The 26,229-nt window shown below is 56.7% G+C and carries 27 protein-coding genes and 2 pseudogenes; 17 read left to right on the top strand and 12 right to left on the bottom strand.

The window, feature by feature from the left end:
• Window positions 1-17 precede the first annotated feature (17 nt).
• A complete protein-coding gene (gene murJ / locus ATI02_RS20405; protein WP_095189327.1) occupies window positions 18-1,556 on the bottom strand; it encodes a murein biosynthesis integral membrane protein MurJ in 1,539 nt (512 codons plus the stop codon).
• 252 nt (window positions 1,557-1,808) lie between these two features.
• Between murJ and rpsT the strand changes: the two genes are divergently transcribed.
• Complete coding sequence (rpsT, locus tag ATI02_RS20395; RefSeq protein WP_095189328.1) at window positions 1,809-2,081, top strand: 30S ribosomal protein S20; 273 nt, start codon at window positions 1,809-1,811, stop codon at window positions 2,079-2,081.
• Between the two features lie 182 nt (window positions 2,082-2,263).
• Here rpsT and ATI02_RS20390 read toward each other — a convergent pair whose 3' ends face one another.
• The 5 genes from ATI02_RS20390 to rplU all read right to left on the bottom strand — a co-directional run bounded on the left by ATI02_RS20390 (window position 2,264) and on the right by rplU (window position 6,104).
• On the bottom strand, window positions 2,264-2,731 hold the full coding sequence (locus tag ATI02_RS20390; RefSeq protein ID WP_095189329.1) for a CreA family protein: 468 nt from the start codon (window positions 2,729-2,731) through the stop codon (window positions 2,264-2,266).
• A gap of 10 nt (window positions 2,732-2,741) precedes the next feature.
• The gene (gene proB / locus ATI02_RS20385) at window positions 2,742-3,860 is read right to left on the bottom strand and encodes a glutamate 5-kinase (RefSeq protein ID WP_100847171.1); all 1,119 of its coding nucleotides are present in this window, start codon (window positions 3,858-3,860) and stop codon (window positions 2,742-2,744) included.
• Between the two features lie 219 nt (window positions 3,861-4,079).
• Window positions 4,080-5,303, bottom strand: a complete 1,224-nt coding sequence (gene cgtA / locus ATI02_RS20380; RefSeq protein WP_095189331.1) for an Obg family GTPase CgtA — start codon at window positions 5,301-5,303, stop codon at window positions 4,080-4,082.
• 193 nt (window positions 5,304-5,496) lie between these two features.
• Window positions 5,497-5,754, bottom strand: coding sequence for a 50S ribosomal protein L27 (gene rpmA, locus ATI02_RS20375; RefSeq protein WP_003176049.1), 258 nt, complete (start codon window positions 5,752-5,754; stop codon window positions 5,497-5,499).
• Window positions 5,755-5,789: 35 nt separating this feature from the next.
• Window positions 5,790-6,104, bottom strand: coding sequence for a 50S ribosomal protein L21 (gene rplU / locus ATI02_RS20370; protein ID WP_007950961.1), 315 nt, complete (start codon window positions 6,102-6,104; stop codon window positions 5,790-5,792).
• Window positions 6,105-6,344: 240 nt separating this feature from the next.
• On the opposite strand from rplU, the gene ATI02_RS20365 reads away from it, so the two are divergent.
• The 3 genes from ATI02_RS20365 (at window position 6,345) to ATI02_RS20355 (ending at window position 8,315) form a co-directional block, all read left to right on the top strand.
• Window positions 6,345-7,313: a polyprenyl synthetase family protein gene (locus ATI02_RS20365; RefSeq protein WP_095189332.1), complete on the top strand. Its 969-nt coding sequence runs from the start codon at window positions 6,345-6,347 to the stop codon at window positions 7,311-7,313.
• A gap of 197 nt (window positions 7,314-7,510) precedes the next feature.
• Window positions 7,511-7,852: a zinc ribbon domain-containing protein YjdM gene (locus ATI02_RS20360; RefSeq protein ID WP_003228364.1), complete on the top strand. Its 342-nt coding sequence runs from the start codon at window positions 7,511-7,513 to the stop codon at window positions 7,850-7,852.
• A gap of 205 nt (window positions 7,853-8,057) precedes the next feature.
• Window positions 8,058-8,315, top strand: coding sequence for a PA4570 family protein (locus ATI02_RS20355; protein ID WP_064118734.1), 258 nt, complete (start codon window positions 8,058-8,060; stop codon window positions 8,313-8,315).
• A gap of 123 nt (window positions 8,316-8,438) precedes the next feature.
• Here the strand turns inward: ATI02_RS20355 and bamJ are convergent, their stop codons facing one another.
• From bamJ to ATI02_RS20335, 3 genes are all read right to left on the bottom strand, one after another.
• A complete protein-coding gene (gene bamJ, locus ATI02_RS20345) occupies window positions 8,439-9,056 on the bottom strand; it encodes a BamJ family beta-barrel-assembly machinery protein (protein WP_095189333.1) in 618 nt (205 codons plus the stop codon).
• A gap of 122 nt (window positions 9,057-9,178) precedes the next feature.
• Window positions 9,179-9,484: a DUF6482 family protein gene (locus ATI02_RS20340; protein ID WP_095121727.1), complete on the bottom strand. Its 306-nt coding sequence runs from the start codon at window positions 9,482-9,484 to the stop codon at window positions 9,179-9,181.
• A gap of 132 nt (window positions 9,485-9,616) precedes the next feature.
• Complete coding sequence (locus ATI02_RS20335; protein ID WP_095189334.1) at window positions 9,617-10,105, bottom strand: TIGR00645 family protein; 489 nt, start codon at window positions 10,103-10,105, stop codon at window positions 9,617-9,619.
• A 161-nt stretch (window positions 10,106-10,266) separates the two neighbouring features.
• Between ATI02_RS20335 and ATI02_RS20330 the strand changes: the two genes are divergently transcribed.
• Window positions 10,267-12,099 (top strand): hypothetical protein, encoded by a 1,833-nt coding sequence (locus ATI02_RS20330; RefSeq protein WP_100847169.1) that lies wholly within the window; start codon window positions 10,267-10,269, stop codon window positions 12,097-12,099.
• Here the strand turns inward: ATI02_RS20330 and ATI02_RS20325 are convergent.
• Together ATI02_RS20325 and ATI02_RS20320 are read right to left on the bottom strand one after the other, a co-directional pair.
• On the bottom strand, window positions 12,096-12,416 hold the full coding sequence (locus ATI02_RS20325) for a PA4575 family protein (protein ID WP_095189336.1): 321 nt from the start codon (window positions 12,414-12,416) through the stop codon (window positions 12,096-12,098). The genes ATI02_RS20330 and ATI02_RS20325 overlap by 4 nt on opposite strands.
• Window positions 12,417-12,739: 323 nt before the next feature.
• Entirely contained in the window at window positions 12,740-15,178 is a 2,439-nt protein-coding gene (locus ATI02_RS20320) for a Lon protease family protein (protein ID WP_100847168.1), read from the bottom strand.
• Between the two features lie 277 nt (window positions 15,179-15,455).
• On the opposite strand from ATI02_RS20320, the gene ATI02_RS20315 reads away from it, so the two are divergent.
• From ATI02_RS20315 to ATI02_RS20300, 4 genes are all read left to right on the top strand, one after another.
• Window positions 15,456-15,944 (top strand): DUF3015 domain-containing protein, encoded by a 489-nt coding sequence (locus ATI02_RS20315; protein WP_007909797.1) that lies wholly within the window; start codon window positions 15,456-15,458, stop codon window positions 15,942-15,944.
• Between the two features lie 95 nt (window positions 15,945-16,039).
• On the top strand, window positions 16,040-17,893 hold the full coding sequence (locus tag ATI02_RS20310; RefSeq protein ID WP_100847167.1) for an Lnb N-terminal periplasmic domain-containing protein: 1,854 nt from the start codon (window positions 16,040-16,042) through the stop codon (window positions 17,891-17,893).
• Window positions 17,894-18,111: 218 nt separating this feature from the next.
• Entirely contained in the window at window positions 18,112-18,468 is a 357-nt protein-coding gene (locus ATI02_RS20305) for a hypothetical protein (protein ID WP_095189339.1), read from the top strand.
• A gap of 71 nt (window positions 18,469-18,539) precedes the next feature.
• Entirely contained in the window at window positions 18,540-19,034 is a 495-nt protein-coding gene (locus ATI02_RS20300) for a GreA/GreB family elongation factor (protein WP_095189340.1), read from the top strand.
• On the opposite strand, the gene gdhA is transcribed toward ATI02_RS20300, so the two are convergent.
• Window positions 19,031-20,368 (bottom strand): NADP-specific glutamate dehydrogenase, encoded by a 1,338-nt coding sequence (gene gdhA, locus ATI02_RS20295; RefSeq protein ID WP_100847166.1) that lies wholly within the window; start codon window positions 20,366-20,368, stop codon window positions 19,031-19,033. The two genes, ATI02_RS20300 and gdhA, sit on opposite strands and share 4 nt — an antisense overlap.
• Window positions 20,369-21,078: 710 nt before the next feature.
• Here gdhA and ATI02_RS20290 point away from each other — a divergent pair.
• The 8 genes and pseudogenes from ATI02_RS20290 (at window position 21,079) to ATI02_RS20260 (ending at window position 26,155) form a co-directional block, all read left to right on the top strand.
• Entirely contained in the window at window positions 21,079-21,555 is a 477-nt protein-coding gene (locus tag ATI02_RS20290) for a hypothetical protein (RefSeq protein WP_100847165.1), read from the top strand.
• A 265-nt stretch (window positions 21,556-21,820) separates the two neighbouring features.
• Window positions 21,821-22,240, top strand: a complete 420-nt coding sequence (locus tag ATI02_RS32405; RefSeq protein ID WP_202864009.1) for an adenylate/guanylate cyclase domain-containing protein — start codon at window positions 21,821-21,823, stop codon at window positions 22,238-22,240.
• Complete coding sequence (locus tag ATI02_RS32400) at window positions 22,183-22,509, top strand: adenylate/guanylate cyclase domain-containing protein (protein ID WP_202864008.1); 327 nt, start codon at window positions 22,183-22,185, stop codon at window positions 22,507-22,509. Before ATI02_RS32405 ends, ATI02_RS32400 begins: the two co-directional genes overlap by 58 nt.
• A 132-nt stretch (window positions 22,510-22,641) precedes the next feature.
• A pseudogene (locus ATI02_RS20280) lies at window positions 22,642-23,733 on the top strand (IS630 family transposase).
• A gap of 111 nt (window positions 23,734-23,844) precedes the next feature.
• The gene (locus tag ATI02_RS20275) at window positions 23,845-24,282 is read left to right on the top strand and encodes an InvB/SpaK family type III secretion system chaperone (protein ID WP_100847164.1); all 438 of its coding nucleotides are present in this window, start codon (window positions 23,845-23,847) and stop codon (window positions 24,280-24,282) included.
• A 4-nt stretch (window positions 24,283-24,286) separates the two neighbouring features.
• Window positions 24,287-25,267 carry a hypothetical protein gene (locus ATI02_RS20270; RefSeq protein WP_107647012.1) on the top strand — a complete coding sequence of 327 codons (981 nt, stop codon included), beginning with the start codon at window positions 24,287-24,289 and terminating at the stop codon, window positions 25,265-25,267.
• Between the two features lie 235 nt (window positions 25,268-25,502).
• A pseudogene (locus ATI02_RS20265) lies at window positions 25,503-25,673 on the top strand (IS5/IS1182 family transposase); the annotation flags it as partial.
• Window positions 25,674-25,738: 65 nt separating this feature from the next.
• Entirely contained in the window at window positions 25,739-26,155 is a 417-nt protein-coding gene (locus ATI02_RS20260; RefSeq protein WP_238156187.1) for a cupin domain-containing protein, read from the top strand.
• Window positions 26,156-26,229 lie beyond the last annotated feature (74 nt).

Below are 26,229 nucleotides of genomic sequence, written 5' to 3'. Positions count from 1 at the left end.
TTATAAAGGGTAAAACCTCAGCTCAAGGCCTTGCGATTGAAGTCGCGCAGACGGAAACCGAGCAGCAGCAACATACCGAAATACGCCACCACGCCCGCTGCCACCAAAGCGCCCAGACGCAGGAAGCGCTCAAGCATGTGCCCCTGATCCCAAGCCGGCATGAAATGCATGCCGACCAACAACACCACCGACATCACCGCCACGGCCACAACCAGCTTGAAGCCGAACTTGGCCCAGCCTGGTTGCGGCTGGTACATCTGCTGTTTGCGCAGTTGATAGAACAGCAACCCGGCGTTCAGACAAGCGCCGGCACTGATCGCCAACGCCAGACCGGCATGGGCCAACGGGCCGATCAGCAACAGGTTGAACAACTGAGTCACCACCAGCGTGAAGATTGCGATTTTCACCGGCGTACGGATGTTCTGTTGCGCATAAAAGCCCGGCGCCAGCACTTTGATCACGATGATCCCGAGCAGACCGACAGAATAGGCAATCAATGCGCGCTGGGTCATCTCGGCATCAAAGCCACTGAACTGACCATACTGGAACAGCGAAACAGTCAACGGCTCAGCGAGAATCCCCAAGGCCAATGAGCACGGCAGCACCAGCACGAAGCACAGGCGCAAGCCCCAGTCGAGAATCCGCGAATACTCGTGGCGATCCTTGCTGGCATAGGTTTTGGCCAGAGTCGGCAACAGGATTGTGCCCAGTGCCACGCCGAGGACGCCGGACGGCAGCTCCATCAGGCGATCGGCGTAGTACATCCACGACACCGAGCCTGCAACCAGAAACGAGGCGAAGATGGTGTTGATGATCAGCGAAATCTGGCTCACCGAGACACCGAGGATCGCCGGCAGCATCTGCTTCATCACCCGCCAGACGCCGGTGTCGCGCAAATTCAGGCGCGGCAGCACCAGCATGCCGATCTTTTTCAGGTGTGGCAGTTGATAGAGCAATTGCGCCAGACCGCCGACCAGCACCGCCCAGCCAAGCGCCATGACTGGTGGATCGAAGTACGGCGTCAAAAACAACGAAAACACGATCATGCTGACGTTGAGCAGTGTCGGCACGAACGCCGGCACCGAGAAACGGTTCCAGGTATTGAGGATCGCCCCGGCCAGCGATGACAGGGAGATCAGCAATATATAGGGGAAGGTCACCCGCAACAGATCGGAGGTCAGCTGGAATTTTTCCGGTGTATCGGTGAAACCGGGGGCTGTAGCCCAGATCACCCAAGGTGCGGCAATCATGCCCAGCGCCGTTACCACGGCCAATACCAGGGTCAACAAACCCGATACGTAGGCGATAAAGGTTCGAGTCGCCTCCTCGCCCTGCTGACTTTTATATTCGGCCAGAATCGGCACAAATGCCTGAGAGAACGCGCCCTCAGCGAAAATTCGCCGCAGCAGATTGGGCAGTTTGAAGGCGATAAAGAAGGCGTCCGTCGCCATCCCGGCGCCAAATGTGCGAGCAATGAGCGTGTCACGAACGAACCCCAAAATCCGGGAAAGCATCGTGATAGAGCTGACGGCGGCCAACGATTTGAGCAGATTCATTGAGGAAATCAGGGCCTTTCGATAAACAGCAGGCGAACAATGCGCCCACTTGTGCGATACTCCGCGCCGCAACAGCACAGAGCCAAAGCTCGCGAGTTTACAGGTCAAGCGCCGGAAATAAATATCCCGCCTCTTTATACCTACCACTTAGCGGAACGATTGAAGTGCCCTTGACAAGAGAACTCTTCATCGGCATGATTCGCGGCCTATTTTGTTTGCTATTTCCTAAAAAGTCTTTCGAGGAGCTCGACGGTGGCCAACTCACCTTCCGCCAAAAAACGTGCAAAACAGGCTGAGAAGCGTCGCAGCCACAACGCCAGCCTGCGTTCCATGGTTCGTACCTACATCAAGAATGTAATTAAAGCCATCGACGCAAAAGACGCTGAAAAAGCTCAAGCTGCATACGTTCTGGCTGTGCCAGTTATCGACCGCATGGCCGATAAAGGCATCATCCACAAGAACAAGGCTGCTCGTCATAAGAGCCGCCTGAATGGCCACGTCAAGGCACTGAAAGAAGCTGCCTAAGCGACGTAGTCATTAAAAAACCGACCTCAGGGTCGGTTTTTTATTGCCTGCGATTTAGCAAATCCAGCGCAAAAAAATGTGGGAGCGAGCCCGCTCACGAATGCGATCTGCCAGTTGATAGCTCTATCGACTGACACGACCTCTTCGCGAGCAAGCCCGCTCCCACAGTTTGTTTTGCGGTGTTATTGCTGGACCGGCACCCACGGCAGGATCGGGATTGCGGTTACCGCATTCTGCGGGCTACCCTCGATCAGGCGATCGCTGTAGACCAGGTACACCAGCGTATTGCGCTTCTTGTCGAGGAAGCGCACCACCTGCATGGTCTTGAATACCAGCGACGTGCGCTCCTTGAACACCTCATCGCCATCCTTCAACTCACCCCTGAACTTGATCGGGCCAACCTGACGACAAGCGATGGAGGCCTCTGCACGATCCTCGGCCAGACCCAGACCACCTTTCACGCCGCCGGTCTTGGCGCGCGACAGGTAGCAGGTCACACCCTCTACCTTGGGATCATCAAAAGCCTCGACCACAATCCGGTCGTTCGGCCCGACAAACTTGAACACCGTCGACACCTGACCGATTTCTTCGGCCGAAGCCAGCAATGGCATCGCCATCAGCAGACCCAACAATCCTTTTGCTACACGCATCGAGCTTTCCTCAAACCAGAATCAGATTGTCACGGTGAACCAGCTCCGGCTCAGCCATGTAACCCAGCAAACCGACAATCGCATCCGACGACTGACCGATGATTTTTTGTGCTTCCAGGGCACTGTAGTTGGCCAGGCCACGGGCGATCTCTCGACCGTCCGGCGCCACGCAAACCACCATTTCCCCGCGACGGAAGCTGCCCTGCACCAGTTTGACGCCAACCGGCAACAGGCTCTTGTTGCCCTGCGACAAAGCCGACACCGCACCATCATCCAGCACCAAGGTGCCGCGGGTTTGCAGATGCCCGGCCAGCCACTGCTTGCGCGCCGCCAGCATGCCGCGCTCAGGCGACAGCAAGGTGCCGATGCGCTCACCCGCCCTCAGACGATCGAGCACACGCTCAAGCCGACCACCAACGATGACGGTGTGCGCACCAGAGCGCGCCGCCAGCCGCGCAGCGCGCAACTTGGTCTGCATGCCGCCGCGACCCAGCGCACCACCCGTGCCGCCCGCCACCGCATCCAGACTCGGATCATCGGCGCGCGCCTCGTAGATCATCTGCGCTTCAGGATTGTTGCGCGGATCAGCGTCGAACATGCCGTCGCGATCAGTGAGGATCACCAGCAAATCAGCTTCGACCAGATTGGCCACCAGCGCCGCCAGCGTATCGTTGTCACCAAAACGGATTTCGTCAGTGACCACGGTGTCGTTTTCATTGATGACCGGGATGACTTTCAGCTCGACCAGCGCACGCAAGGTGCTGCGGGCGTTCAGGTAGCGCTTGCGATCGGACAGGTCGTCGTGAGTCAGAAGAATCTGCGCCGTGTGCCGGCCATGCTCGGCAAAGCTCGACTCCCAAGCCTGCACCAAGCCCATCTGACCGATCGCAGCGGCCGCCTGGAGTTCGTGCATCGCACTGGGTCGTGCGGTCCAACCCAAACGACTCATCCCGGCCGCCACCGCCCCGGAGGACACCAGCACCAACTCGACACCAGCCTCATGCAGGGCCACCATCTGCTCGACCCAGACACTCATTGCCGCACGATCCAGCCCCTTGCCATCAGCTGTCAGCAAAGCGCTGCCGATCTTCACGACCCAACGCTGCGCACCTGTCACCTTGCTCCGCATCATCTTCAACCTTAGCTTGAGGACAGCGCGACCCAGCGCTGCCCGTGACGTTATTTGTGACTTGCGATTTCCAGATACTAAAACGCCGCTCGATTGAGCGGCGCCTTAGAAAAAACGGCTTGCGGCGATGATAACACCACCCCGAGGAAGGCTCAGCACACACCAGCGATCTTCTGAAGATCAAAAGATCGCAGCCTGCGGCAGCTCCTACACAACGAATCAGTCACGCACGTAAATGATTTCCGGACCATCTTCGTCATCCACATCTTCTTCATCCCAGTCATCGTCGCCGATGTCATGGACCGACTTCACGCCGCTGCGACGCAGGGCACGCTTATCGTCCAGCGCCTGCAATTGCGCGCGAGCTTCGTCTTCGATGCGCTGATCGAGATCGGCCAGCTCTTCCTTGTAAGCCGGGTCATTGGCCAGGCGATCGGCACGATCTTCCATATAACGCATGATGTCGTGGCACAGACGCTCGGTACCGATCTTGGCGATGGCCGAGATCACGTAGACCGGACCCGTCCATTCCAGGCGATCAACGATTTCCTTGACGCGCTCATCGTGCTCTTCTTCAAGGATCTGGTCGCACTTGTTCAGCACCAGCCAGCGATCACGCTCAGCCAGAGACGGGCTGAACTTGATCAGCTCGTTGACGATCACCTCAGCCGCATCCGGAGCACTGGAGTCATCCAGCGGCGCCATATCGACGAGGTGCAGCAACAGACGCGTACGCGCCAAGTGCTTGAGGAAACGAATACCCAGACCAGCACCGTCGGAAGCACCTTCGATCAAGCCCGGAATGTCGGCAACGACGAAGCTCTTCCAGCGATCGACACTGACCACCCCCAGGTTCGGCACCAACGTGGTGAACGGGTAGTCGGCAACCTTCGGCTTGGCCGCCGAAACCGAGCGGATAAAGGTACTTTTACCGGCGTTCGGCAAACCCAGCAGACCGACGTCAGCCAGCACTTTCATTTCCAGTTTCAGGTCGCGCTGCTCGCCCGGCTTGCCCGGCGTAGTCTGACGCGGCGCACGGTTGGTACTGGATTTGAAACGGGTGTTGCCCAGACCGTGCCAACCGCCCTGCACCACCATGAGCTTCTGACCAGCCTTGGTCAGGTCGCCGATGACTTCCTGGGTGGCGGAGTCGATCACCGTGGTACCGACCGGTACGCGCAGGATCAGATCTTCACCTTTTTTGCCGGTGCAGTCGGTGCTGCCGCCGTTGGAGCCACGCTCGGCATCGAAGTGCCGGGTGTAACGGTAGTCCACCAGGGTGTTGAGGTTTTCGTCGGCCATCATGTAGATGGAACCGCCATCACCGCCATCACCACCGTTAGGACCACCGTTTTCGATGAACTTTTCCCGACGGAAACTCATGGCACCATTGCCACCGTCACCAGCCTTTACGCGAATCGATACTTCATCAACAAACTTCATAACCAACGCCTCTCGCCGTACGGACGAGCCGAAAAACAATCAAGACATAAGACTCTTGCAAAAATGAGCGCAGCGACCCCAAAACACGACCTGCTTCGCACGCCGACAGCCCATACAAACAGCTTTGCAAGAGACTCACCCCACAAACGAAAAAGCCCCGTCGCAAGACAGGGCTCTTCCAGCGATTGCGCAATTAAGCTGCGACAACGCTCACGTAACGGCGGTTGAACGCGCCTTTTACTTCAAACTTGATCACGCCTTCGATTTTCGCGAAGAGGGTGTGATCTTTACCCATGCCAACACCGTAACCGGCGTGGAATTGGGTGCCGCGCTGACGCACGATGATGTTGCCCGGAATGATTTTCTGGCCGCCATACATCTTGACGCCAAGGCGTTTGGCTTCTGAGTCGCGACCGTTACGGGTACTACCACCAGCTTTTTTGTGTGCCATGAGTTCAATTCTCCTAGTGAGGAATTAGGCTGAAATTAAGCCTGAATACCGGTGATTTTGATCTCGGTGTACCACTGGCGGTGGCCCATACGCTTCATGTGGTGCTTACGACGACGGAACTTGATGATGCGGACTTTATCGTGACGACCTTGGGAGATCACTTCAGCCACAACAGTAGCGCCAGCAACAACTGGAGCGCCGATGTTTACGTCGTCGCCATTGGCAACCAACAGAACGCGATCAAAGGTAACGGATTCGCCGGTAGCGACTTCCAGTTTTTCGATCTTCAGGTATTCACCTGGGGCGACTTTGTACTGCTTGCCGCCAGTAACGATTACTGCATAAGACATGGTATTTCTCCGATAATCCTGCTCACCCAGCTCTTTATAAGAAGAGGTATTGGCTGGCATGGCTGCATGAGGCTGGAAGGCCCGCTTGCAATTGCGTAAGGCAGGTGCTGCCCAGGAAGTTCAGGGTGCGCGATTGTACGCAAGGCGCGACAGGCTTGCAAGTAGCCGTCTATCGCGCCTTGACAGGTCTGGACGGGGGTCCTAGCATGCCGCGCAACCCTTCTGGAGCGACTCTCGCTGATGCAACCCCAAGCTTTCTACCGCGCGGTGGCGGACGATTTTAGCGCCGTCGACGGCATCATCAAGAAGCAGCTGACTTCCCGAGTACCGCTGGTATCGAAAATCGGCGACTACATCACGTCGGCCGGCGGCAAACGTCTGCGTCCTTTATTAGTGTTGCTGTGTGGCAAGGCCTTGGGTCGCGAAGGCGACGATATGCGCCTGCTGGCCGCCACCATCGAATTCCTGCACACCGCCACTCTGCTGCATGACGACGTGGTCGACATGTCCGGCATGCGCCGTGGCCGCTCGACCGCCAACGCCATGTGGGGCAACGCTCCGAGCGTGCTGGTCGGCGACTTCCTGTACTCGCGCTCGTTCGAAATGATGGTCGAACTGGGCTCGATGCCCGTGATGAAGATCCTGTCCCAGGCCACGCGCATCATCGCCGAAGGCGAAGTGTTGCAGCTGTCCAAGGTGCGCGACGCCAGCACCACCGAAGAAACCTACATGGAAGTCATCCGCGGCAAGACCGCGATGCTGTTTGAAGCCTCAACCCACAGCGCTGCTGCACTGGCCGGCGCCACCGCCGAGCAGAGCGAAGCCCTGCGTACCTTCGGCGATCACCTGGGCGTGGCGTTCCAACTGGTCGACGACCTGCTCGACTACAAGGGCGACGCGCAAACCCTGGGCAAGAACGTCGGTGACGATCTGGCCGAAGGCAAGCCGACCCTGCCGCTGATCTACACCATGCGCGAAGGCACGCCTGAGCAGGCTGCATTGGTGCGTCAAGCGATCCAGAAAGGCGGGATCGAAGACCTGGAAAGCATCCGCGTCGCCGTTGAAGCCTCCGGTTCGCTGGAGTACACCGCGCAACTGGCCCGTGATTATGTGGCCCGTGCAATCAAGTGCCTCGATGCGCTGCCGGCCAGCGAATACCGCGATGCACTGGTTGAACTGAGCGAGTTTGCGGTCGCCCGTACGCACTGATTCTGCCCTTTGTGGGAGCGGGCTTGCTCGCGAATGCGATTAGTCAGTCGACTTCAATGTTGACTGAACTGACGCCTTCGCGAGCAAGTCGAATCGTCGCACCGTCGCTCCCACAGTTGTTTCTGCGCTATGCCCTCCTTCGCGTAAAACCCTATACAATGTGCGACTTTTAGCGATCCACACCCCAAGGAGCCTTAGTGAGCACGTTGCCACCCTGCCCGAAATGCAATTCCGAATACACCTACGAAGACGGTGCCCAACTGATCTGCCCGGAGTGCGCCCACGAGTGGTCTGCCAATGGCGAAGCCGAAGTGGCCTCTGATGATGCAGTGAAGAAAGATTCGGTGGGTAACGTCTTGCAAGACGGCGACACCATCACCGTGATCAAGGACCTGAAGGTCAAGGGCACCTCGCTGGTGGTCAAGGTCGGCACCAAGGTCAAGAACATCCGCTTGTGCGATGGCGACCACGATATCGACTGCAAGATCGACGGCATCGGCCCGATGAAGCTCAAATCCGAGTTCGTCAGAAAAGTCTGAGCCAGTTGTCATCCATCCCGCGCCAGCCGTGGGATGGAGCTGCACCCTCCTCGCTTTCCCCCAGAAAAACCACGCAATAGCCAAACGCCAGCCGTTTTGACCTTACGCAATCTTTACCCGGAAAAATTCGCAATCTGCCAATAGGCGCTTGCTATTTGATGAATAAGAATTATTCTCATTGAAACCCTTCAAGGAGATGAGAACCATGACTTATTTGATCGACGCCTGGCTGGATCGCCCACACCCTTATCTGAGAATCCTGCATCGGGAAACCGGGGAAGTCTGCGCAGTGCTGGAAGAAGAAGCGCTACATGAGTTGCAGGATCAAGGGGATCTGGATGTCAGCAGCCTTAATTCCAGCGAGCCGCTGGTGCTCAAGGAGCTGGTGCGCAATCTGTTTCTGTTCTGCTATGCCCGGGCCTTGCGCCCTTCGCATGAACTGCACCATAAGATCGAACTATGAAAATGCAACATGTCGGAGCGAGCCCTGTGGGAGCGGGCTTGCTCGCGAAGAGGCCATAACATTCAACATCATCGTTGAATGACACACCGCTTTCGCGAGCGAGCCCGCTCCAACAATGAGGTCTTACAGAACGTCGAGCAGCTCGACGTCGAATACCAGAACGCTGTGCGGCGGGATGCTGCCAACGCCTTGAGCGCCGTAAGCCAGTTCGCTTGGCACGTACAGACGCCATTTGCTGCCGGCATTCATCAATTGCAGGGCTTCGGTCCAACCGGCGATCACGCCGCCAACCGGGAATTCTGCAGGCTGGCCACGATCGTAGGAACTGTCGAACACAGTGCCGTCGATCAGCATGCCGTGGTAGTGAGTGCGCACGGTGTCTTCACGGGATGGCTTGGCGCCTTCACCTTGGGTCAGCACTTCGAATTGCAGACCGGAAGCCAGCGTGGTGATGCCTTCTTTTTTGGCGTTTTCAGCCAGGAATGCCAGGCCTTCGCCGGCAGCGGCTTCAGCTTTTGCGGCCGCTTCGGCTTGCATGATCTCGCGGATCACCTTGAAGCTGGCGGACATTTCTTCCTGACCCACACGGCTTGGCTGGCCTGCAAAAGCGTCGGTCAGACCGGCCAGGATCGCGTCCAGGCTAACGCCCGGTGGTGGGTTGTCGCGCAGCTGGTCACCCAACTGACGGCCAATGCCGTAGCTGACGCGGGTTTCGTCGGTGGACAGATTTACTTCGGACATGACACTGCTCCGCTGTGCGGACGGCCAAAAGACTTGCCGTGCGTGCACAGCGCGTCCCGGCGCGCCCGGAACCAAAAGGGCGAGCAGACTAGCACAGATGTTCCGGCGATGGCGCGCAACGCCTACAGGGCAGAACGCCAGGCCAGCGGCACTTTCAGGCTTTCCTCGCCACTGGGGCCCAAGCCACACATTTCATCATGTACCGAGGTGTGTACGAGGTTGAAGGGCAATACCGGAAAGGCATGCAGCAAATCCCGCGCATGCTCAACCGAGCGCAGCGTCAGCATGTTGCCCTTGAGATCACTCAAAGGATACGCCGCGCCATGCATACGTGCTTCGAGCAGATAAATCCCGCCCTCCATGGAGATCAGGTTCAGCTCATCGACCTTTCTGGCGATAGCAAAGGCATTCAACTCTTGCAGGTTCATGAACACACCTCACGCAATGGCGAGCCAAGACCTCTACAGGCATATGCCCGCACGCCACAAAGCACAAGCCACAAACGACACCGCCCGTCTGTTTCGCAACAGACGGGCGGTGTTTTTCAGCTTAAACGTTGATCAGTGCTTGGTGACTTTGTCCAGGTAACCCATGGCGAATGCCGAGACCACGAACGTCATGTGGATGATCACGTACCACATCAGGTGCTCGGGATCGACGTTCTTGGCGTCCATGAAGATCCGCAGCAAGTGGATCGAGGAGATCGCCACGATCGAGGCCGCCACTTTCATCTTCAGCGACGAAGAGTCCATGGTGCCCAGCCAACTGAGCTTTTCCTTGCCTTCGTCGATGTTCAGTTCGGAAACGAAGTTCTCGTAGCCGGAAATCATCACCATCACCAGCAAGCCACCCACCAGCGCCATGTCGATCAGCGACAGCAGCACCAGAATCAGCTCCGACTCGGCCATCGAGAATACGCTGGGCAGGATGTGGAAAACTTCCTGGAAAAATTTCAGCGCCAACGCCAGCAGCCCGAGAGACAATCCGATGTAGATCGGCGCCAGCAGCCAGCGCGAGGCGTACATTGCATTTTCGATAAAGCGTTCCATTGAATCTCACACAAGGGGGTTGTAATGGGTGGCGAGTATACCAGCGACCTGTGACAGCCAGAAACCGCCCGGAAATCCGCCACCTGCGTGTGTGTCTCAAAGTTTTTCTGCTAGTGTCCAAACCATTGACAGCCCAGCGACAGTGGACAGGACGAGTGGAAATGGATCTGCGATTGCCGATAACGATTGCCGCAATTGGCTTTGCCCTGTTACTCGGCGGCTGCTCGCCCGGCGACGACAAGCACGCTGCCAGCCTTGAAGAAAAGACCACAAAGTTCGAACAGTCACTGGACGCCATCACCGACCCGAAGCTCAAGGATGCCATCACCGAGCTCGGCGGATCGCTGCTGCTGCTGGAACGCGCACAGCAGAAACTCGAGAACAATCCGGCAAGAACCGAATACGGTGAAGACGCGCTTGGCGTACTCAAGCACTACCCTACCCCGCAGGCACTGGTCGAAACATTCATCAACGGCCTTTTCGTGCTGCACAAGGACGCCAGCTCCGATTACCTCACTGATCTGCAACCGGTATTCCCCTTCCACCTGAATATTCCCGGCGGCTTCCTGTTCCCCCATCGCGTGGAATGGCAATCGGTGACCCTGAGCAACAAACGCGTCATCGCTTATCAGCCGGAGTGGTCGGAAACCGATCCCGGCATTCAGTTGAGCCCGTCCAGTTCCAACGTCACCAACCCCGATGACCTGACCGTGACCTACCCGTTTATCGACGGTCTGGATGTGGACAAGAAAACCCAGCCGCAACCGGTGAGCCTGCAAGGCCAGGTCGAAGTCATCGCACCGCGCCGACTCTACAGTTTCGACCTGACGCAGAAAGACGTCGGCCAGACCCGGACCAATGACAACCTCAGCGTCAAACTGCTGAAACTGGCGAAGAACTACGCCGAAGTCGAATTCAGCAACAGCCTGCCGCTGGCGCCGGAAGTCGCCGACGCTCAGCTCAACCCATTGATCGTCCAGGCCCGCGACACCACCGGGCAATACCTGGTGCGCGCCGGCTCGATCAACGAGAGCCCGGAACAGGTGGCGTTCTACGAAAAACAACTGAAGCAGTTGCAGCAGCTGAAAACCTGGAGCGAGCCTCTGGAAAAACAGCTCAGTGACGATCAGCAAGCCTTCGAACAGCAACACCCCAAGCGCTACAACAAGGTTTACTTCAACGGCCCGATCGAGACGCTGGAAGTCAGTGTGCTGGATTTTTCCTCGGCAACCGTAACGCGCAAGAACCTGGATCTGCCGATTCGCGCCTTCAACCAGCACACCACAGAAAAATCCATCCAGCCGCTGGATCTGCCGGTGGTGGTGGTGTACGACGATATGGCCGTGAACTGGCTCAAAGGCGCGAGCCTGACCGAAGACCAGTTGAAAGCGGGGATCCGAATTCATCAATCCGTGGAAGACCCTAGCGCTGCGCGAATCGAGTTCTCTCACCGCCGCACCTTCAATGATGAATTGCTCGGCGATGACTTCAACCCCGGCGTCAGCCCGGTGACGTTCTTCACCGAAAAGCGCAGTGGCAAACTTGATGAACCGATCGAACTGCCGCCCGAGGCGTATCAAGTCGATCCGCTGCGAGCGACGATCACCTACGATTTGAATCTGTTCCCGGAAAACCCGGCAATTGCCGTCGGTTCGATGCCGTTGTTTCTGGCAACGGTCGACAAGAAAACCTACCAAGCCAAGGCTTTGCCCAAAGGCCTGGAGATCAAAAACAACACGCTGGTAGTAGACCTGAAGCTATTCCCCGCCAACGAATGGCGGTTCTTCGTCAAGGACGATAGCGGTAAGTACCTGAAGCAGATCCTCTCGGTCAGCCACGATGCGAGCCCAGAGGGCCCGGCGCTGTTTGGCGTGCATTACTTTTACGGCCGCCCGACTCACGTAGAAACCTATCAGCGAACCGACCTCGCCACCGTGCAATATGGTTTTGAGGTCAAACTCGACAAGACGCAAACGCCTGACGCTGCGCCCTAACTGTTGAGGCTGCGCCCCCGCCCGCCGTTGATCTGCCGAAGCTGAGCCTGCAGGTGCAGGCTCCAGATTTGCGGATCGTCGGCCAGTTCATAGCCGTGCAGGGTCAGACTTTCGACGATGGTATCGAGGATCGACTCGGCAGCGACCGGGCCGTGAAACGGGCCTTGGGCTTTGATTGCGGAAGGTTGTTCGCCGGCCATGCCGGCAGCGAAGAGCAGCGTCCACATGCCGGTATCGCCGGCCAACGGCTTGATGGCGCATTCGATACGGGTCACAAGACCCAGGCATTGACGGGTGAGGCAGAGGTTGCGCGACATGGCGGCGACCCTCGGTGAAGCCGGTATTCAGCCCTCACGGGAGGACTGGCTCGATCCAGTGATACTGTCGATATCCTTGAGCTGAGAATAGAAGAAAAGTTCGCCGCGCAAACTTTATGGAACCAGAAGGCGCCGAATGGTCATTGTGTGAATATTGACGTCAGAGTTGTGGCGAACTCCGATGAATTTATACAAAAACACGGTGGGAGGGGGCTTGCTCCCGAAGGCGGTGCGTCAGGCAACAGATTCGTTAACTGATACACCGCCTTCGGGAGCAAGCCCCCTCCCACAATTTCCAGCCCGGTTTTTAACTGGGTTAAGGCTTACGCCGGTTTGGCTTCGGCCAACGCCTCCTGCACCAGTTCCTTCTCGGCTTCCTTCAGATCTTCTTCGCTGATCATCTCGGCAATCACCCGCAGACGCTCAACCACCCGTGCGTTGACGCTGCCTTCAGGGAACTGACCGTCTGCATCCGGTTCACCGGCCGGCTCGCCGACCAAAAGGCTCAACGCCTCGTCGGCCTGACGCACCGCGTAAACGTGGAACTGCCCGGCGCGCACCGCCGCCAGCACTTTCTCATCCAACATCAGCGTCGCCACGTTGGCCTGCGGAATGATCGCGCCCTGCTCGCCGGTCAACCCGCGTGCTTCGCAAAGACGGAAGAAGCCTTCGATTTTTTCGTTGACCCCGCCCACCGCCTGCACTTCGCCGAACTGGTTGATCGAACCCGTGATCGCGAAGCACTGCTTGAGCGGCGTCTTCGACAGCGCCGAAATCAGCGTACACGCCTCGCCCAGCGACGCACTGTCGCCATCGACGTAACCGTAGGATTGCTCCAGCGCGATGCTCGCGGAAATCGCCAGCGGGAACTCCTGGGCATACCGGCTGCCCAGATAGCCGGTGAGGATCATCACGCCTTTGGAGTGAATCGGCTGGCCGAGGTTGACCTCACGCTCGATGTCGACAATACCGCTGCCGCCCGGGTACACCGTGGCGGAAATCCGCGCCGGCACACCGAACGCCGAGTCGCCGACTTCCAGTACGGTCAGCCCGTTGCACTTGCCGACCGCCGCGCCGTCGGTGTCGATCAGGATGATGCCGGCGAGCATATCGTCGAGAATCCGCGCCGACACCCGTCCGGTGCGAGTGGCCTTGGCTTTCAGGGCGCGTTCGATGTGCCCGGCATCGGTCATCTCGTCGCCGGCCAGGTGACGGATGAAATCCGCTTCGCTGACCAGTTGGAACAGATCGCCAATGCGCGCCGACAAGCGCCCTTGGTGTTCGGCCAGACGTGCGCTGTAAGTCGCCAGACGCGCCACCGCATCGGCGGTCAGCGGCGCCATGCCTTCTTCCGACGTGCGGGTTTTCAGCAACTGGGCGAACTGCTCCAGGCTTTCGTCGACCATCGGGATGTCTTCGTCGAAATCGACCAGGACGCGGAACATTTCCTGGAAGTCCGGATCGAGGTCTTGCAGCGTGTAATACAGCGACCGCGCACCGATGATGATGACTTTGACCTGCAACGGAATGTGCTGCGGGTTGAGGGTCACCGTGGCGAAGCGGCCCATCTCGCCCAGCGGCGATTCCATTTTCAGCTTGCGTGATTGCAGAGCGCGCTTGAGCGCATCCCATACAAACGGCTCGCTGAGCATTTTTTCGGCTTCAAGAATCAGGAAACCACCGTTGGCGCGGTGCAAGGCACCCGGACGCAGCTGGCGGTAAGTGGTGTAGAGCGCACCCTGATCGGTGGTGTATTCGATGCGGCCGAACAGGTTTTCGTAAGTGGGATGCGGCTCGAAGACAACCGGCGCCCCCCCGCTGACCGGATGACCGACCACCAGACTCGGCGCGTATTGTTCTTCCAGCAGCTTGCGCGCGACGGCGTCAGTCTTGCTGTCGTCGACCAGTTGCTCGACCACGGTTTTCAGCAGGTACACCTGCATGGCTTGCAGATAACCGCAGACAGCGGCGTTTTCCGCGTACTTTTCCGACAACGGCGCCAGCAGCGGCTGCAAGGCCAGGGTGATGGTTTCTTCGTTGAGCGAACGCAGTTGGTTGTTCGACTCACGCTTCCACTGCGGCAGGCTGGCGAGTTCTTCGTTCAGGCGCTCTTCGAGGCCGGAAATGTCCTCGTGAAAACGTTCGCGATCGGCTTCCGGCAACTGCGAGAACTCGGCTTCATCCAGGGCCTTGCCGTCGAGCATCGGCGTGAAGGCGATGTTGCTGCTGTCGCGGTACAGGGCGACGTCTTTTTCCAGCGCCAGACGCTCGATGATGTCCAGGGCCTTGTCATAGCGCTGGTTGAAGGCGCGGTCGATGGCGCTTTTCTTTTGCTGGTAGGACGGGTGTTCGAACACCGCCGGGAAAGTGGCCAGCAGGTTGTCGATCAGACCGTTGATGTCGCCGATAAACGCGCCTGCCGTGCCCGATGGCAACTCCAGGACGCGTGGCTCGCGTGGCTCATCGAAATTATTGACGTAGACCCAGTCCGCCGGGGTCTGCAGGCGCTTGCCTTCGGCTTTCAGGTAGCGTTTGACGAACGAGAAGCGACCGGTGCCGGGCTCGCCCATGACGAATACGTTGTAACCGGGGCGTGGCATGGCCACACCGAACTGCAAGGCTTCGACCGCACGTTCCTGGCCAAGCACACCGCGAAAGGGCTCCAGATCATTGGTGGTAGTGAAGCTGAACTGTTCAGCGGAAAACGGACGGGTCAGCGCTTCGGGCGCTATACGCAGGCTGGCAGCAACAGGATCAGGCATCGGGCTTCCTTAACAATCAGGCGGGGCAGATAGCGGCATTCTGGCGCTGCCCGTGCCCCACTGGCAAGGCGCGCCATGTGACAAAGCATAGACAACCGCCCGCCCCTGCCCTGCCCCCCTTGAAATCAGGGTTATCGCCAAATCTTTTATAAAAACTCACGGAACCCCGGGAACGTGCCTAAACTCCAAACTGCGCGGCTGGAACTAATACTGGCCCACTGGCACCGTCAGGTGTCAGAACCCTGTCCATTGGTATGCACATAAAGAGATAAAAGCTATGAAACGGATTCTTCTCGGTACTCTCTTCACCGCTGTATCCATCAACGCAATGGCGCAAGCTCCAGGCGGCCCGGATTGCGGTTGGGGCAACATGCTGTTCGAAGGTCAGCGTGGCACCCCGGCTCACTTCCTGGCATCCACCACCAACGGCACTTCCGGTAACGCCACGTTCGGTATGACTTCCGGCACCAACGGTTGCTCGACCAACGCGTCGCTGACCTATGGCGGCAAATCCTGGTTTGCCATGAATGGCATGATGAACGAGCTGTCCGAAGACATGGCAAAAGGTAACGGCGAAGCGCTGACCACCTATGCCGTGGTACTGGGTGTGGCGCCGGAAGACCGTGCGCACTTCGCTGCAGTCACTCACGAGCACTTCCAGCAGATCTTCAGCAAGGCTGACGTGACCGCTGAAGACGTGCATACCAACACCCTGGCCGTACTGAAATCGGACCCACGTCTGGCCAAGTACGCCACTCAGGCTTAAGCTCGACCCCGCCCGCTTCCTTCGGGGAGCGGGTTTTATTTTTTCGGCTCGCCCCTCCTTGGGTCTTTATTTCTTTCCTGTTCAAGTTGCCGACTATGCTCAAACGCCTTGCCTGGCTGGCGCTCTGTGTCTGCGCCCCGCTGTCCGCCGCGCCAAACATCGACCCTCAACGTTTGCAGCAACTGGCCAACGACCGCTTCTGGATTTCCCTCGGTCATTACGAAACCGCCAAGCTCGGCGGCTGGCGCAGCTATGTCAGCGACAAGAAATTCTTTCTCGCGCCCGATGGCAACGAACACCCCGATCACGAACTCGCCGCGACGGTACAAGCGTTGTACGCCCCGGCAAGTCTGGGCGAGCAACACGCGCAATGCGTCTACCCGGCGCGCGCCCGCTGGCTGAAAGCGCAGCTCAACCTGACCGATCTGCCGACGCCTGCGTGCGCCGAGTACAAGCAGTGGTTCAAGGACGTCTCGCCGCACAGCGCGGTGATGATCTTCCCGGCGGCTTACCTCAATAGCCCTTCGTCGATGTTTGGCCACACGTTGCTGCGCATCGATCAGGCTGACGTGCAGGCCGACAAGACGTCGCTCCTCAGTTACGCGATCAACTTCGGCGCTTACATCGAGGGATCGGACAACAGCATCCTCTACGCCTGGAAAGGCTTGATGGGCGGCTATCCCGGCCTGTTCGCGCTGGTGCCGTATCAGGAGAAACTCTCCGAATACCGCAGCCTGGAAAACCGTGATCTGTGGGAATACCGGCTGAATCTGACGCAGGAAGAAACCGCGCGCATGGTCGAGCATGTGTGGGAGCTGAAGCAGATCCAGTTCGACTATTTCTTCTTCGACGAAAACTGCTCCTACCGCTTGCTCGAATTGCTGCAAGTGGCGCGGCCGAGCCTGCGCCTGACCGAACAATTCCCGCTGACCGCGATCCCCACCGACACGGTCAAGGCCGTGAAAGAAGCCGGGCTGGTGGAAAGCATCGAGTACCGCCCCTCGCGCGAGCGTGAACTGCTCAGTCGCGCCGAGCCGTTAAGCGATGAAGAACAGCAGTGGGTGCTGAAAGTCAGCGCCGATCAGCAGGTGTTGCAAGACCCTACCTTCAAGGCGCAGCCCCGCGCCCGCCAAGCCTTGATTATCGACGCGGCATATCGTCTGGAGCGCTACCGCGCCAACGGTCAGGAGCGTGATCCGCAACGGGCGCAGCGCAGTTTCGAACTGCTGCGGGCGATCAACAAGAACCCGGCGCCGGAGCTGGAAATTCCACAACCGGGCTTGCCCGAAGATGGCCATGAATCGCGGACATGGCAGGCTGGTCTCGGCAGCCGTGGTGATCGCGCGTTTGGCGAGTACGGCTTGCGCATGGCCTATCACGATCTCAACGACAACGCCGAAAGCTTCCCGCTCGGTGCGCAGATCGAAATCCTGCAAATGAAGCTGCGTCAGTACGAAGGCAATCACTGGCAATTCCAGCAACTGGATCTGGCGACCATTCGCTCGCTCACGCCGCGCAATGAGTTGCTGCAGCCGCTGTCGTGGCAAGTCACCGGTGGTCTTGAGCGTGTGCCGGGCAAGCATGATGACGAGACGCTGGTCAGCCACGTCAATGGTGGCGGTGGCGGCACATGGCAGTTGGGCGACGATGTGCTCGGTTTTGCTCTCGGTACGGTGCGCGTCGAACACAACAATGACTTCGCCGAGTTCGTTTCCCCGGCGGGCGGTTTCAATACCGGCGTGCTGTGGAAAAACCCGCTGGGCAATCTCAGTCTGGAAGCCAAGGGCGATTACTTCTTCAATGGCGAAGTGCGCCGCAGCCTGAGCCTGAATCAGCAGTGGGAACTGTCGCGCAATCTTGGTTTGCGCTTGAGTGCGCAGCGCGAGTTCAGTCACCTCGCGACGCCTGAAACCGAGGTCATGCTCGAGGTGAAGTGGTACCACTACTGATCTGAATCCAATGCAACTCTCCTGTGGGAGCGAGCCTGCTCGCGAAAGCGGTCTTCCAGTCAGCCTCAATGTTGAATGACAGATGGCTTTCGCGAGCAGGCTCGCTCCCACATTGGTTTTGCAGTGTTCAACGAATTACTCACATGCCTTTCACCAACATCCAACGAATCCCCTTCTAGACTCTCCCTATCAGCCGAGAACCGGCGTGGGAGTGTGCGATGCGGCGGTGTGCGGGTTTGCTGGGGGTTTTGCTGTTGCTGGGCGGTTGCCAGACCACTCATGAAGATTTGATCGCCAAAGGTTACCCACCGGCCTTCGCCGACGGTTTCGATGACGGTTGTGTCAGCGGCCGGCAAGCCGCCGGTTCGATCAGCGGTGAATTCCGCAAAAACGTGCCGCGCTATCTCAAGGACAAGCAATACGCCGAAGGCTGGACCGACGGCTTCCGCCAGTGTCAGGCGATGCTGGAAAACAAAGGTCGCGAAGACTATCGCAACGAACACTGGGATGAGCGCGAACGTGCCTGGCAGCAACAGAAAGACCAGGGCGCCGGGCGGGCTTATCGCTCGCAGTAGGTCGCTTCCAGACATCCAGTGAAACCAAATGCCAGCGACCATGGCCCAAACTCTATGAAGAGGAGGACACCATGAGCCGCGCTTTCGTCAACGAAGACAACGCCGCCGCGCAAGCCGATCAGCCGGTTGAACGGCAGGTCAGCACGCAGCCCAATTACGTCACGCCGCAGGGACTGACGCAGTTGCAGGCGAAAGTCGCCGAGCTGCAAGCCTTGCACGCCGAGCAATCGGCCAAGGGCGAACAGGCTGACAAGCAGCGTCTGGCCGATCTTGAGCGGGATCTGCGTTACTTCAACCAACGCCTGGGCAGCGCACAGGTGGCGGTCGCCGCGACCTCCACCGACAAGGTGCAGATCGGCAGTTGGGTCACCTACGCTGACGAACACAGCACCGAACGCCGGGTGCAACTGGTGGGCGAAGATCAGGCCGACGCCGCCAAAGGCCTGATCAATTGGGGCTCACCTTTGGGCCGGGCTTTGCTCGGTGCGCGTCTCAACGACGAGGTGCTGTGGCAACGCCCCGCCGGTGATCAAGTGATTGAAGTGATCCGCGTCGAACCCGCTTAAACCACGCCCTGCGCCAGCATCGCATCGGCGACTTTGACGAAGCCGGCGATGTTCGCGCCTTTGACGTAATTGATCCGCCCGTTCTCTTCGCCGTAATGCACGCAAGCGTGGTGGATCGACTGCATGATCGCGTGCAGCTTGCTGTCCACCTCGCCCGCCGTCCACAGCAGACGCATGGCGTTCTGCGACATCTCCAGACCACTCACGGCCACGCCGCCGGCATTGGAGGCCTTGCCTGGCGCGAACAGAATCCCCGCCTCGATAAAGATATCCACAGCCTCCAAAGTGGTTGGCATGTTCGCCCCTTCGGCCACGCACACGCATCCGTTGCGCAACAGCGTGCGGGCGGCTTCGGCGTCGAGCTCGTTCTGCGTGGCACAGGGCAGCGCGATGTCGCACGGCAACGACCATGGGTGCTGACCAGCGCGGAACTCCAGACCGAACGCCGCAGCCATTTCACTGATCCGCCCGCGCTTGACGTTCTTGAGCTCCAGCAGCGCCAGCCACTGTTCTTCGCTCAAGCCTGCCTCGCAATACAACGTGCCCTCGGAGTCGGACAAGGAAATCACCTTGCCGCCCAGGTCCATGACCTTACGCGCCGCGTACTGGGCGACGTTGCCGGAACCGGAGATTGCCACGCGCTTGCCTTCGACCCGCTGCTCACGGCGCTTGAGCATTTCCTCAGCAAAGTACACGCAACCGAACCCCGTGGCTTCCGGGCGAATCAGGCTGCCGCCATAAGTCATGCCCTTGCCGGTCAGCACGCTGGTGAACTGGTTGCTCAGGCGCTTGTACTGGCCGAACAGGAAACCGATCTCCCGCGCGCCAACGCCGATGTCACCGGCCGGCACGTCAACGTCCGCGCCGATGTGGCGGTACAACTCGCTCATGAACGCCTGGCAGAACCGCATGACTTCTGCGTCACTTTTGCCCTTCGGATCGAAGTCCGAACCGCCCTTGCCGCCGCCCATCGGTAGCGAGGTCAGGGAATTCTTGAAGGTCTGCTCGAAGGCGAGAAACTTCAGCACCCCCATGTTCACCGATGGATGAAACCGCAGACCACCCTTGTACGGGCCGATGGCGCTGTTCATCTGGATACGGAAACCGCGATTGACCTGGACCTTGCCCTGATCGTCGACCCACGACACGCGGAACACCACCGCCCGCTCCGGCTCGCAGATGCGCTCCAGAATGCCGGAAGTCAGGTAGTGCGAGTTGGCTTCGAGAAACGGCCACAGGCTGCGCAGGACTTCTTCAACGGCCTGGTGGAATTCGGGTTGATCCGGGTCGCGTTTTTTCAGGCGGGCGAGGAAGGATTCGACGGATTCGATCATGGGAAAAGTCTCGGCAAATTTATTGTCGTTGGAAGAGATTGAGCCGGACTGTAACAAACGATTTGCGCACAGGAACAGCGCAAAATGTCGCAGTTATGAAATTAAATGGTGCACAGGATATAAATCAGGGTTTTTTTTTGGCCTGTTTTGCACCCGAATGGTGATTCACAAAACAAATTTCGCACTAACAGTTATTCCGCTTTCGCGAGCAAGCCCGCTCCCACATTTGGAATGCGTTCCCCTGTGGGAGCGGGGTTGCTCGCGAATGCCGCGACTCGGTCTAACTGAAAAAAACCGGGCAAAAAAAACGGAGCCCCGCTTACCTGACAGCACGCAATGTACTAAAAGCGCGTATACCTAGAGATCACGGGCACCTCAGGGCATCCAAGCTTTAGTACATTACTAAAACTAAATACTATTCCCAATTTGTAGTTATCAATGGAATGACGATTGGAAATCACCTTGACCAGTAGAGAGGGTGGCGACCACTGCCTGTCGCCACCGGCGGCACTGGGCCAAAGCAGGCACTCCGCTTCTATCCAAAACTGGGACGATCAGTTTCCGGTAGCGTTTGAAAAACGATAAGCTGCAAGCTTGGAAAGTATTTAGAATACCCAAGGCAATTCATTACATTGAGCTGTTGACTTTGTTGGGAAGAACGGCTCGCGTCTGCCATTATTCTTGGCCCACCCTACCTAGGGCTTACTATCATGATCCAATTGCAAGATTACTTTCGCAGACGTGTTTCACAGGCAGCCTATGATCTGTTCGCGGTTTTCTCTCGCTTTGAATACGCGATGAAAAAAGGAGGTTTTCGGCGTGGTGAAAGCACTGATGCGGCATGGACCAAATTCGCGAACCATCTGCCAGTGGATATTTTTCCCCGCTTGCGAGCGACATCCGAGGTGGCAATTTATTTCGACGCGCCACCGGATCGATTGGTGGCCGATGCAGGTGAAGGCGTTCAATGGTCCGGAAAACCCACTACGCCGACTACAATGCCAGAGTTGCTTGATTGCATAAAAATCGCCAGGAACAATCTGTTCCACGGTGATAAACGGCATGACAACCGAAGGGACACTGAACTAATGGTTGCAGCTTTGTTCGTGCTCAACCACATTTATGAATCTATTGAGCACGATCCAAAATTTGAAGATTTCATCTCCGAAATGGAATATGGCCTTTGATTCTGAAGCAGTTCCCCTTCGACCTAGACCATCGGATTTTGTTATCTTTTCAATATCACGATGTATACATATCTAATTAATAAGACCTCCATAGCTCGCTTCATTGATATTGATCCTGCCCTAGCCCACAAGGAGGTCAGGGTTGCGACCATAATGATCTGTTAGTGGCATTCGGTTGCTCACGAACGTTCACTGCTAAAGTTACTAACTGTGGCCAGTGCAGAAATCCTATCTCTTGACCACGCTAACCAATTAGGAATGGAATATGGCATTAGCTGAGGATCTGAAAAAATGGGTAGACAAAACCTTCACAGCTGTTTGGGAAGTTCAAGAGACGACCGGAGTTCCTAACCCAGCAGACCTTCGCCTAAACTCAAATCACGCAAAAGATCTGAATTCAGCGACCGTATTATATGCTGATCTGGACGGTTCTACAGATATGGTGAATATGAAAAAATGGGAGTTCAGCACCGAAATTTATAAAACCTTCCTCAAATGTGCTTCCGACATCATTAAAAACGAAGGTGGGATAATCACCGCGTACGATGGGGATCGCGTTATGGGGATTTTCACCGGTGAATATAAAAACACCTCCGCAGCGCGCTGCGCTTTAAAAAAAACTTCGCTGTGCAAAAGATTATTCAACCCGCCATTTCAAAAGGATGGACCACAGATTTTGTCTTAAAGCATGTTGTAGGAATCGACACCAGTCAATTGAAAGCAGCACGAATTGGCGCGCGAGGTGATAACGACTTAGTTTGGGTGGGCCGCGCAGCAAATTATGCCGCAAAACTTACAAATCTGGCTAACAAACCAAGCTGCATTACCGAAGACGTTTATAAAAGGCTGGCATCAGACTTGAAACAAACCAACGGTACAGACATGTGGGTTCGCGAATATTGGGAGGAGATGGGGATTTGGATCTACTCCTCCACCTGGAAATGGCAGGTGTAAATTCATAAGCACGCCTAGAGGGCAGGAACAAGCCGTAGGCGTGAGAAAGACCCTAGTGTCGTGAGCGGTTAGTTTGTTTTCTAACATGTAAAGATATACTGTGCGCCCCCTCGTCCCGAGATGGTTCCACGCATGCCTCGACCAATTGCTCCTTTTGCACTGCAGCCCGCCGACGTCATTACGCTTCAAGACTGGTTGCGCATGAGTACGCTGGAGCAAAGCCTCAGCCAGCGGGCGCGGATGCTCCTTTTGCTCGCTGAAGGGGTGACGCCCCTGGCCATCTGTGCTCGGTTACAGATCACTTCACCGACGGTGTTCAAGTGGCGAAAACGCTACCTTGAGTCGGGCATCGAGGGCCTGAGCGACCTGCCGCGTAGCGGTCAGCCCCTGAAGCTGGGTGCTGAGAAAGTCAAAGAAATCCTGACCCTGACAACTCAGCGGGTTCCCAAGGAAGCAACGCATTGGAGCGTTCAATTGATGGCCAAGTACGCGCGTGTTAGCACCTGGCAAGTTCGACAAATCTGGGTTGCGTCCGATCTCAAACCGCACCGACTGAAGACATTCAAGATCAGCAATGATTCGAACTTCGCCGAAAAGGTCATTGATGTGGTCGGGCTCTATCTGAGCCCTCCGGACAACGCCATGGTGCTCTCGGTTGACGAGAAAACCCAGATCCAGGCGCTGGATCGTACTCAGCCAATGTTGCAACTTCGGCCCGGGCAGATTGAGCGGCGAACCCATGATTACAAGCGCCATGGCACGGCAAGTCTGTACGCCGCGTTCGACATCATGACTGGTGAAGTAATGGGCCGGATCACCCAGCGGCACCGGGCCAAGGAGTTCCTGGATTTTCTCCGACAGATTGATAGCAACATGCCTGCTGAGCTGGATCTCCATGTGATTTTGGACAACAGTTCGACCCACAAAACCGCTGCGATCAAGGCCTAGCTGGAAAAACATCCGCGCTTCAAGCTGCACTTCACACCGACCAGCGCGTCTTGGCTCAATGCAGTGGAAGGCTGGTTTTCGCAGTTGGAGAGACGGGCGCTGTATCGAGGTGTCTTCACCAGCATTACTGACCTGAAAGCCGCGATCCGCCAATTCATCACGGCTCACAACGAGCACTCGGCCAAGCCGTTCAAATGGAACAAGACGGCAGAGGCCATCATCAGCTCGGTACATATGGCAAAGCTGAGCGTGATGAAAAATAAGCTAATGAATTAAGCGCTCGGGACACTAGAGCCATTCAAAATAAAAAATTGCGACTAATGTTGATATATTGAAATTTGCGTTCACGGCTGAATAGTGAAGTATTTTTAGAATAGGCTGAGTTAGATGGATCAATCGAGATTTACCAAAGATCTACCGCATGGCCTGGATGAGCTGGTTATCGAGATGTTGACAAAGATGGGGTTGCCATCCGAAACCGTCCGCAACTTGGATGCCCATAGCACTATTGCCATACAGATCCACGATATGCCCGACGTAATGCTATCCTTGATAAATAATCGTTTGTGGCTCTGGAGTCTATTGCCAGGACTTACTGAGTCCCGATTATTGGACGAGGCAGCGGCAGTACTTTCTTTTATCACCACTCCAGTAGAGGGGGTCGAAGGAGGCCAGCTTACCCTTGGTATGGGCGAGCAAGGTTACGAACTGAAGGCCATGGTCGATTTGGATCAACTACAAAAGGAAGATTGGCTACAGATTGTATTTGTTGGTTTCGCAAATCAACTGGCCGCTATTTGTCATTCGCTTCGTTTAGGAGAGTAAATCCATGCCAAACATTTTGGGAGTCAATTCGGGCCAGGGGATTACAGCCCTGTCCCCAGCCTCGGTTTCCCACCAGGCCAGTGCTGGTCAGATTACTGGAGCAACGACCAGTTTTTTAAACGGGCCATCCTCCCAATCCAGAATTGGAGTGATGTACGCCCCCTTTGCGTCGAAGGACATAGTGACTATGGCCTTGGGGCAGAATATTTCCAAGGCAGCTCAGGGAAAAGAGCTCTTACCACTGATAGTCAAAAATGATCATGATAAGACAACTTTAGAGCAGTATCGGCAAGCCATGATCCAGCGTTTTACTGAGGTGAGCCAGTTCCCTAACCTAATTGAATCAGAAATGCAGAAGACTGGCTTCACCCAAGAAGTGCTTCGTGAAAAAATAGGGCCGGCGGCCTTCGACAAGGCGATGTCTGCCGCTCTTAAGCTTGGTAATCAGGCTGACATATTGAAGCGTATAGACATCAGAAGTAATGACGGGGGGGAGGCACTGGCTGGGCTGCATCCGCAACAGCACAAATTGTATATCCTTGGTCATGGTGGTCCTGGCATGAACATTCTGGCAGCTGATTCGGCGTGTAATAATGGGATGGTGAGTGCAGCGGAGGTTGCACAGCACCTGAAAGAGGGGGGGCTAAACAAGGATTTCAATGATTTTCGGGTAACTGCCTGTTATAGCGCAGATACTAGATCGCCTACCTCCTTCCACCCCAAGGATCTTGAGCGGGCTGCCCAACCTGATGTTCAGCGGACTGGGTTCTTGGGACTGCTTGGCAAAAAGAAAGTGATGGCTGAACCCTTTGCCCAGTCCTTGAGCAATGAGCTGAAACGAACTGGCTTTGAACGTCCAAGTGTGACTGGCTATCACGCGGCGGGGGTCACTTTTTCAGGAGAACATCATTCCCGACGCATCCCGGATAGCCAAGTCAACGATGTACGCTCCTCTACAGTAAGGCAGCGTTTTATTCCTGTCTGATAGATGTAACATTTGATTTTATCGGCTTTTATCACCCTGTACTGATGATATCTAGTGTCCTGATAGGGTAGTTCTTTAATCTAAAAGTCCAGGATTCATTGAACGAAGCCATTTAAATAGGTAAATGAATTAACCATGCAGGACACTAGGGATTCTCCGATCAAGTCAGCACAGGCCATCTGACCTGTGCTGCAATAGCCCTCCGTCCAACTGCCCTCTACAAGCCCGCCATCCCATGAGTCAGATGAGCTTTTCCGATTTCGAATACGCCGGTAAGCGCAAGCAAACCCGTCGCGAGCGTTTCCTGGCCGAGATGGAACAGGTGGTGCCGTGGAGCGGTTTGGTGGCATTGATCGAGCCGCATTACCCAAAGGCGGGCGATCGCCGCAAGCCGTATCCCTTATTGTTCAACGAAGGAACTTTTTTATGTTCTGCCATCCACCTGTCCGAACGCGCTTTGCAACTGTCCTGATGGCTGAGCTCCTCTTGCTTGCTGGCGCCATGCATGTCCCGACGGCCGTAGCGACCGAGCCTCAAGTTGAGGTGACGCAGCTGCTGAAAACAACGCACTCGTGGGACGGGGTTCAATATCGCACGTATCCAGATGGCCAGCCGGAAGTATCGGTACTGCGCTATAAGATCCCGGCACATAGTGCGCTACCGTGGCACACCCACCCGGTAATCAATGTCGCTTATGTTCTTTCCGGTCACCTGACGGTCATCCGGAAGAGCGACGGGAAGACGATGGTGATTGGCCCGGGAGACGTATTGCCTGAAATAGTCGACGCACCTCATCGCGGCCAGAGTGGTGATGAGCCGGTTGAGCTGATTGTGTTCTATGCTGGTACCCCGACCGTTGCGTTAACGGTCAAGTCCGAGCCTAACTAATCGCAACTTGTAGAGGCTGGCCATAAAGAACCATCGACCGATCTACTACAGCAATATTCTGGCGATCGCCGCAT

Origin of the sequence: Pseudomonas baetica (assembly GCF_002813455.1) — a bacterium.
Lineage (GTDB): Bacteria > Pseudomonadota > Gammaproteobacteria > Pseudomonadales > Pseudomonadaceae > Aquipseudomonas > Aquipseudomonas baetica.
Note: the sequence above shows the minus strand (reverse complement) of the source record. Positions and strands in the feature narration are given on the sequence as shown.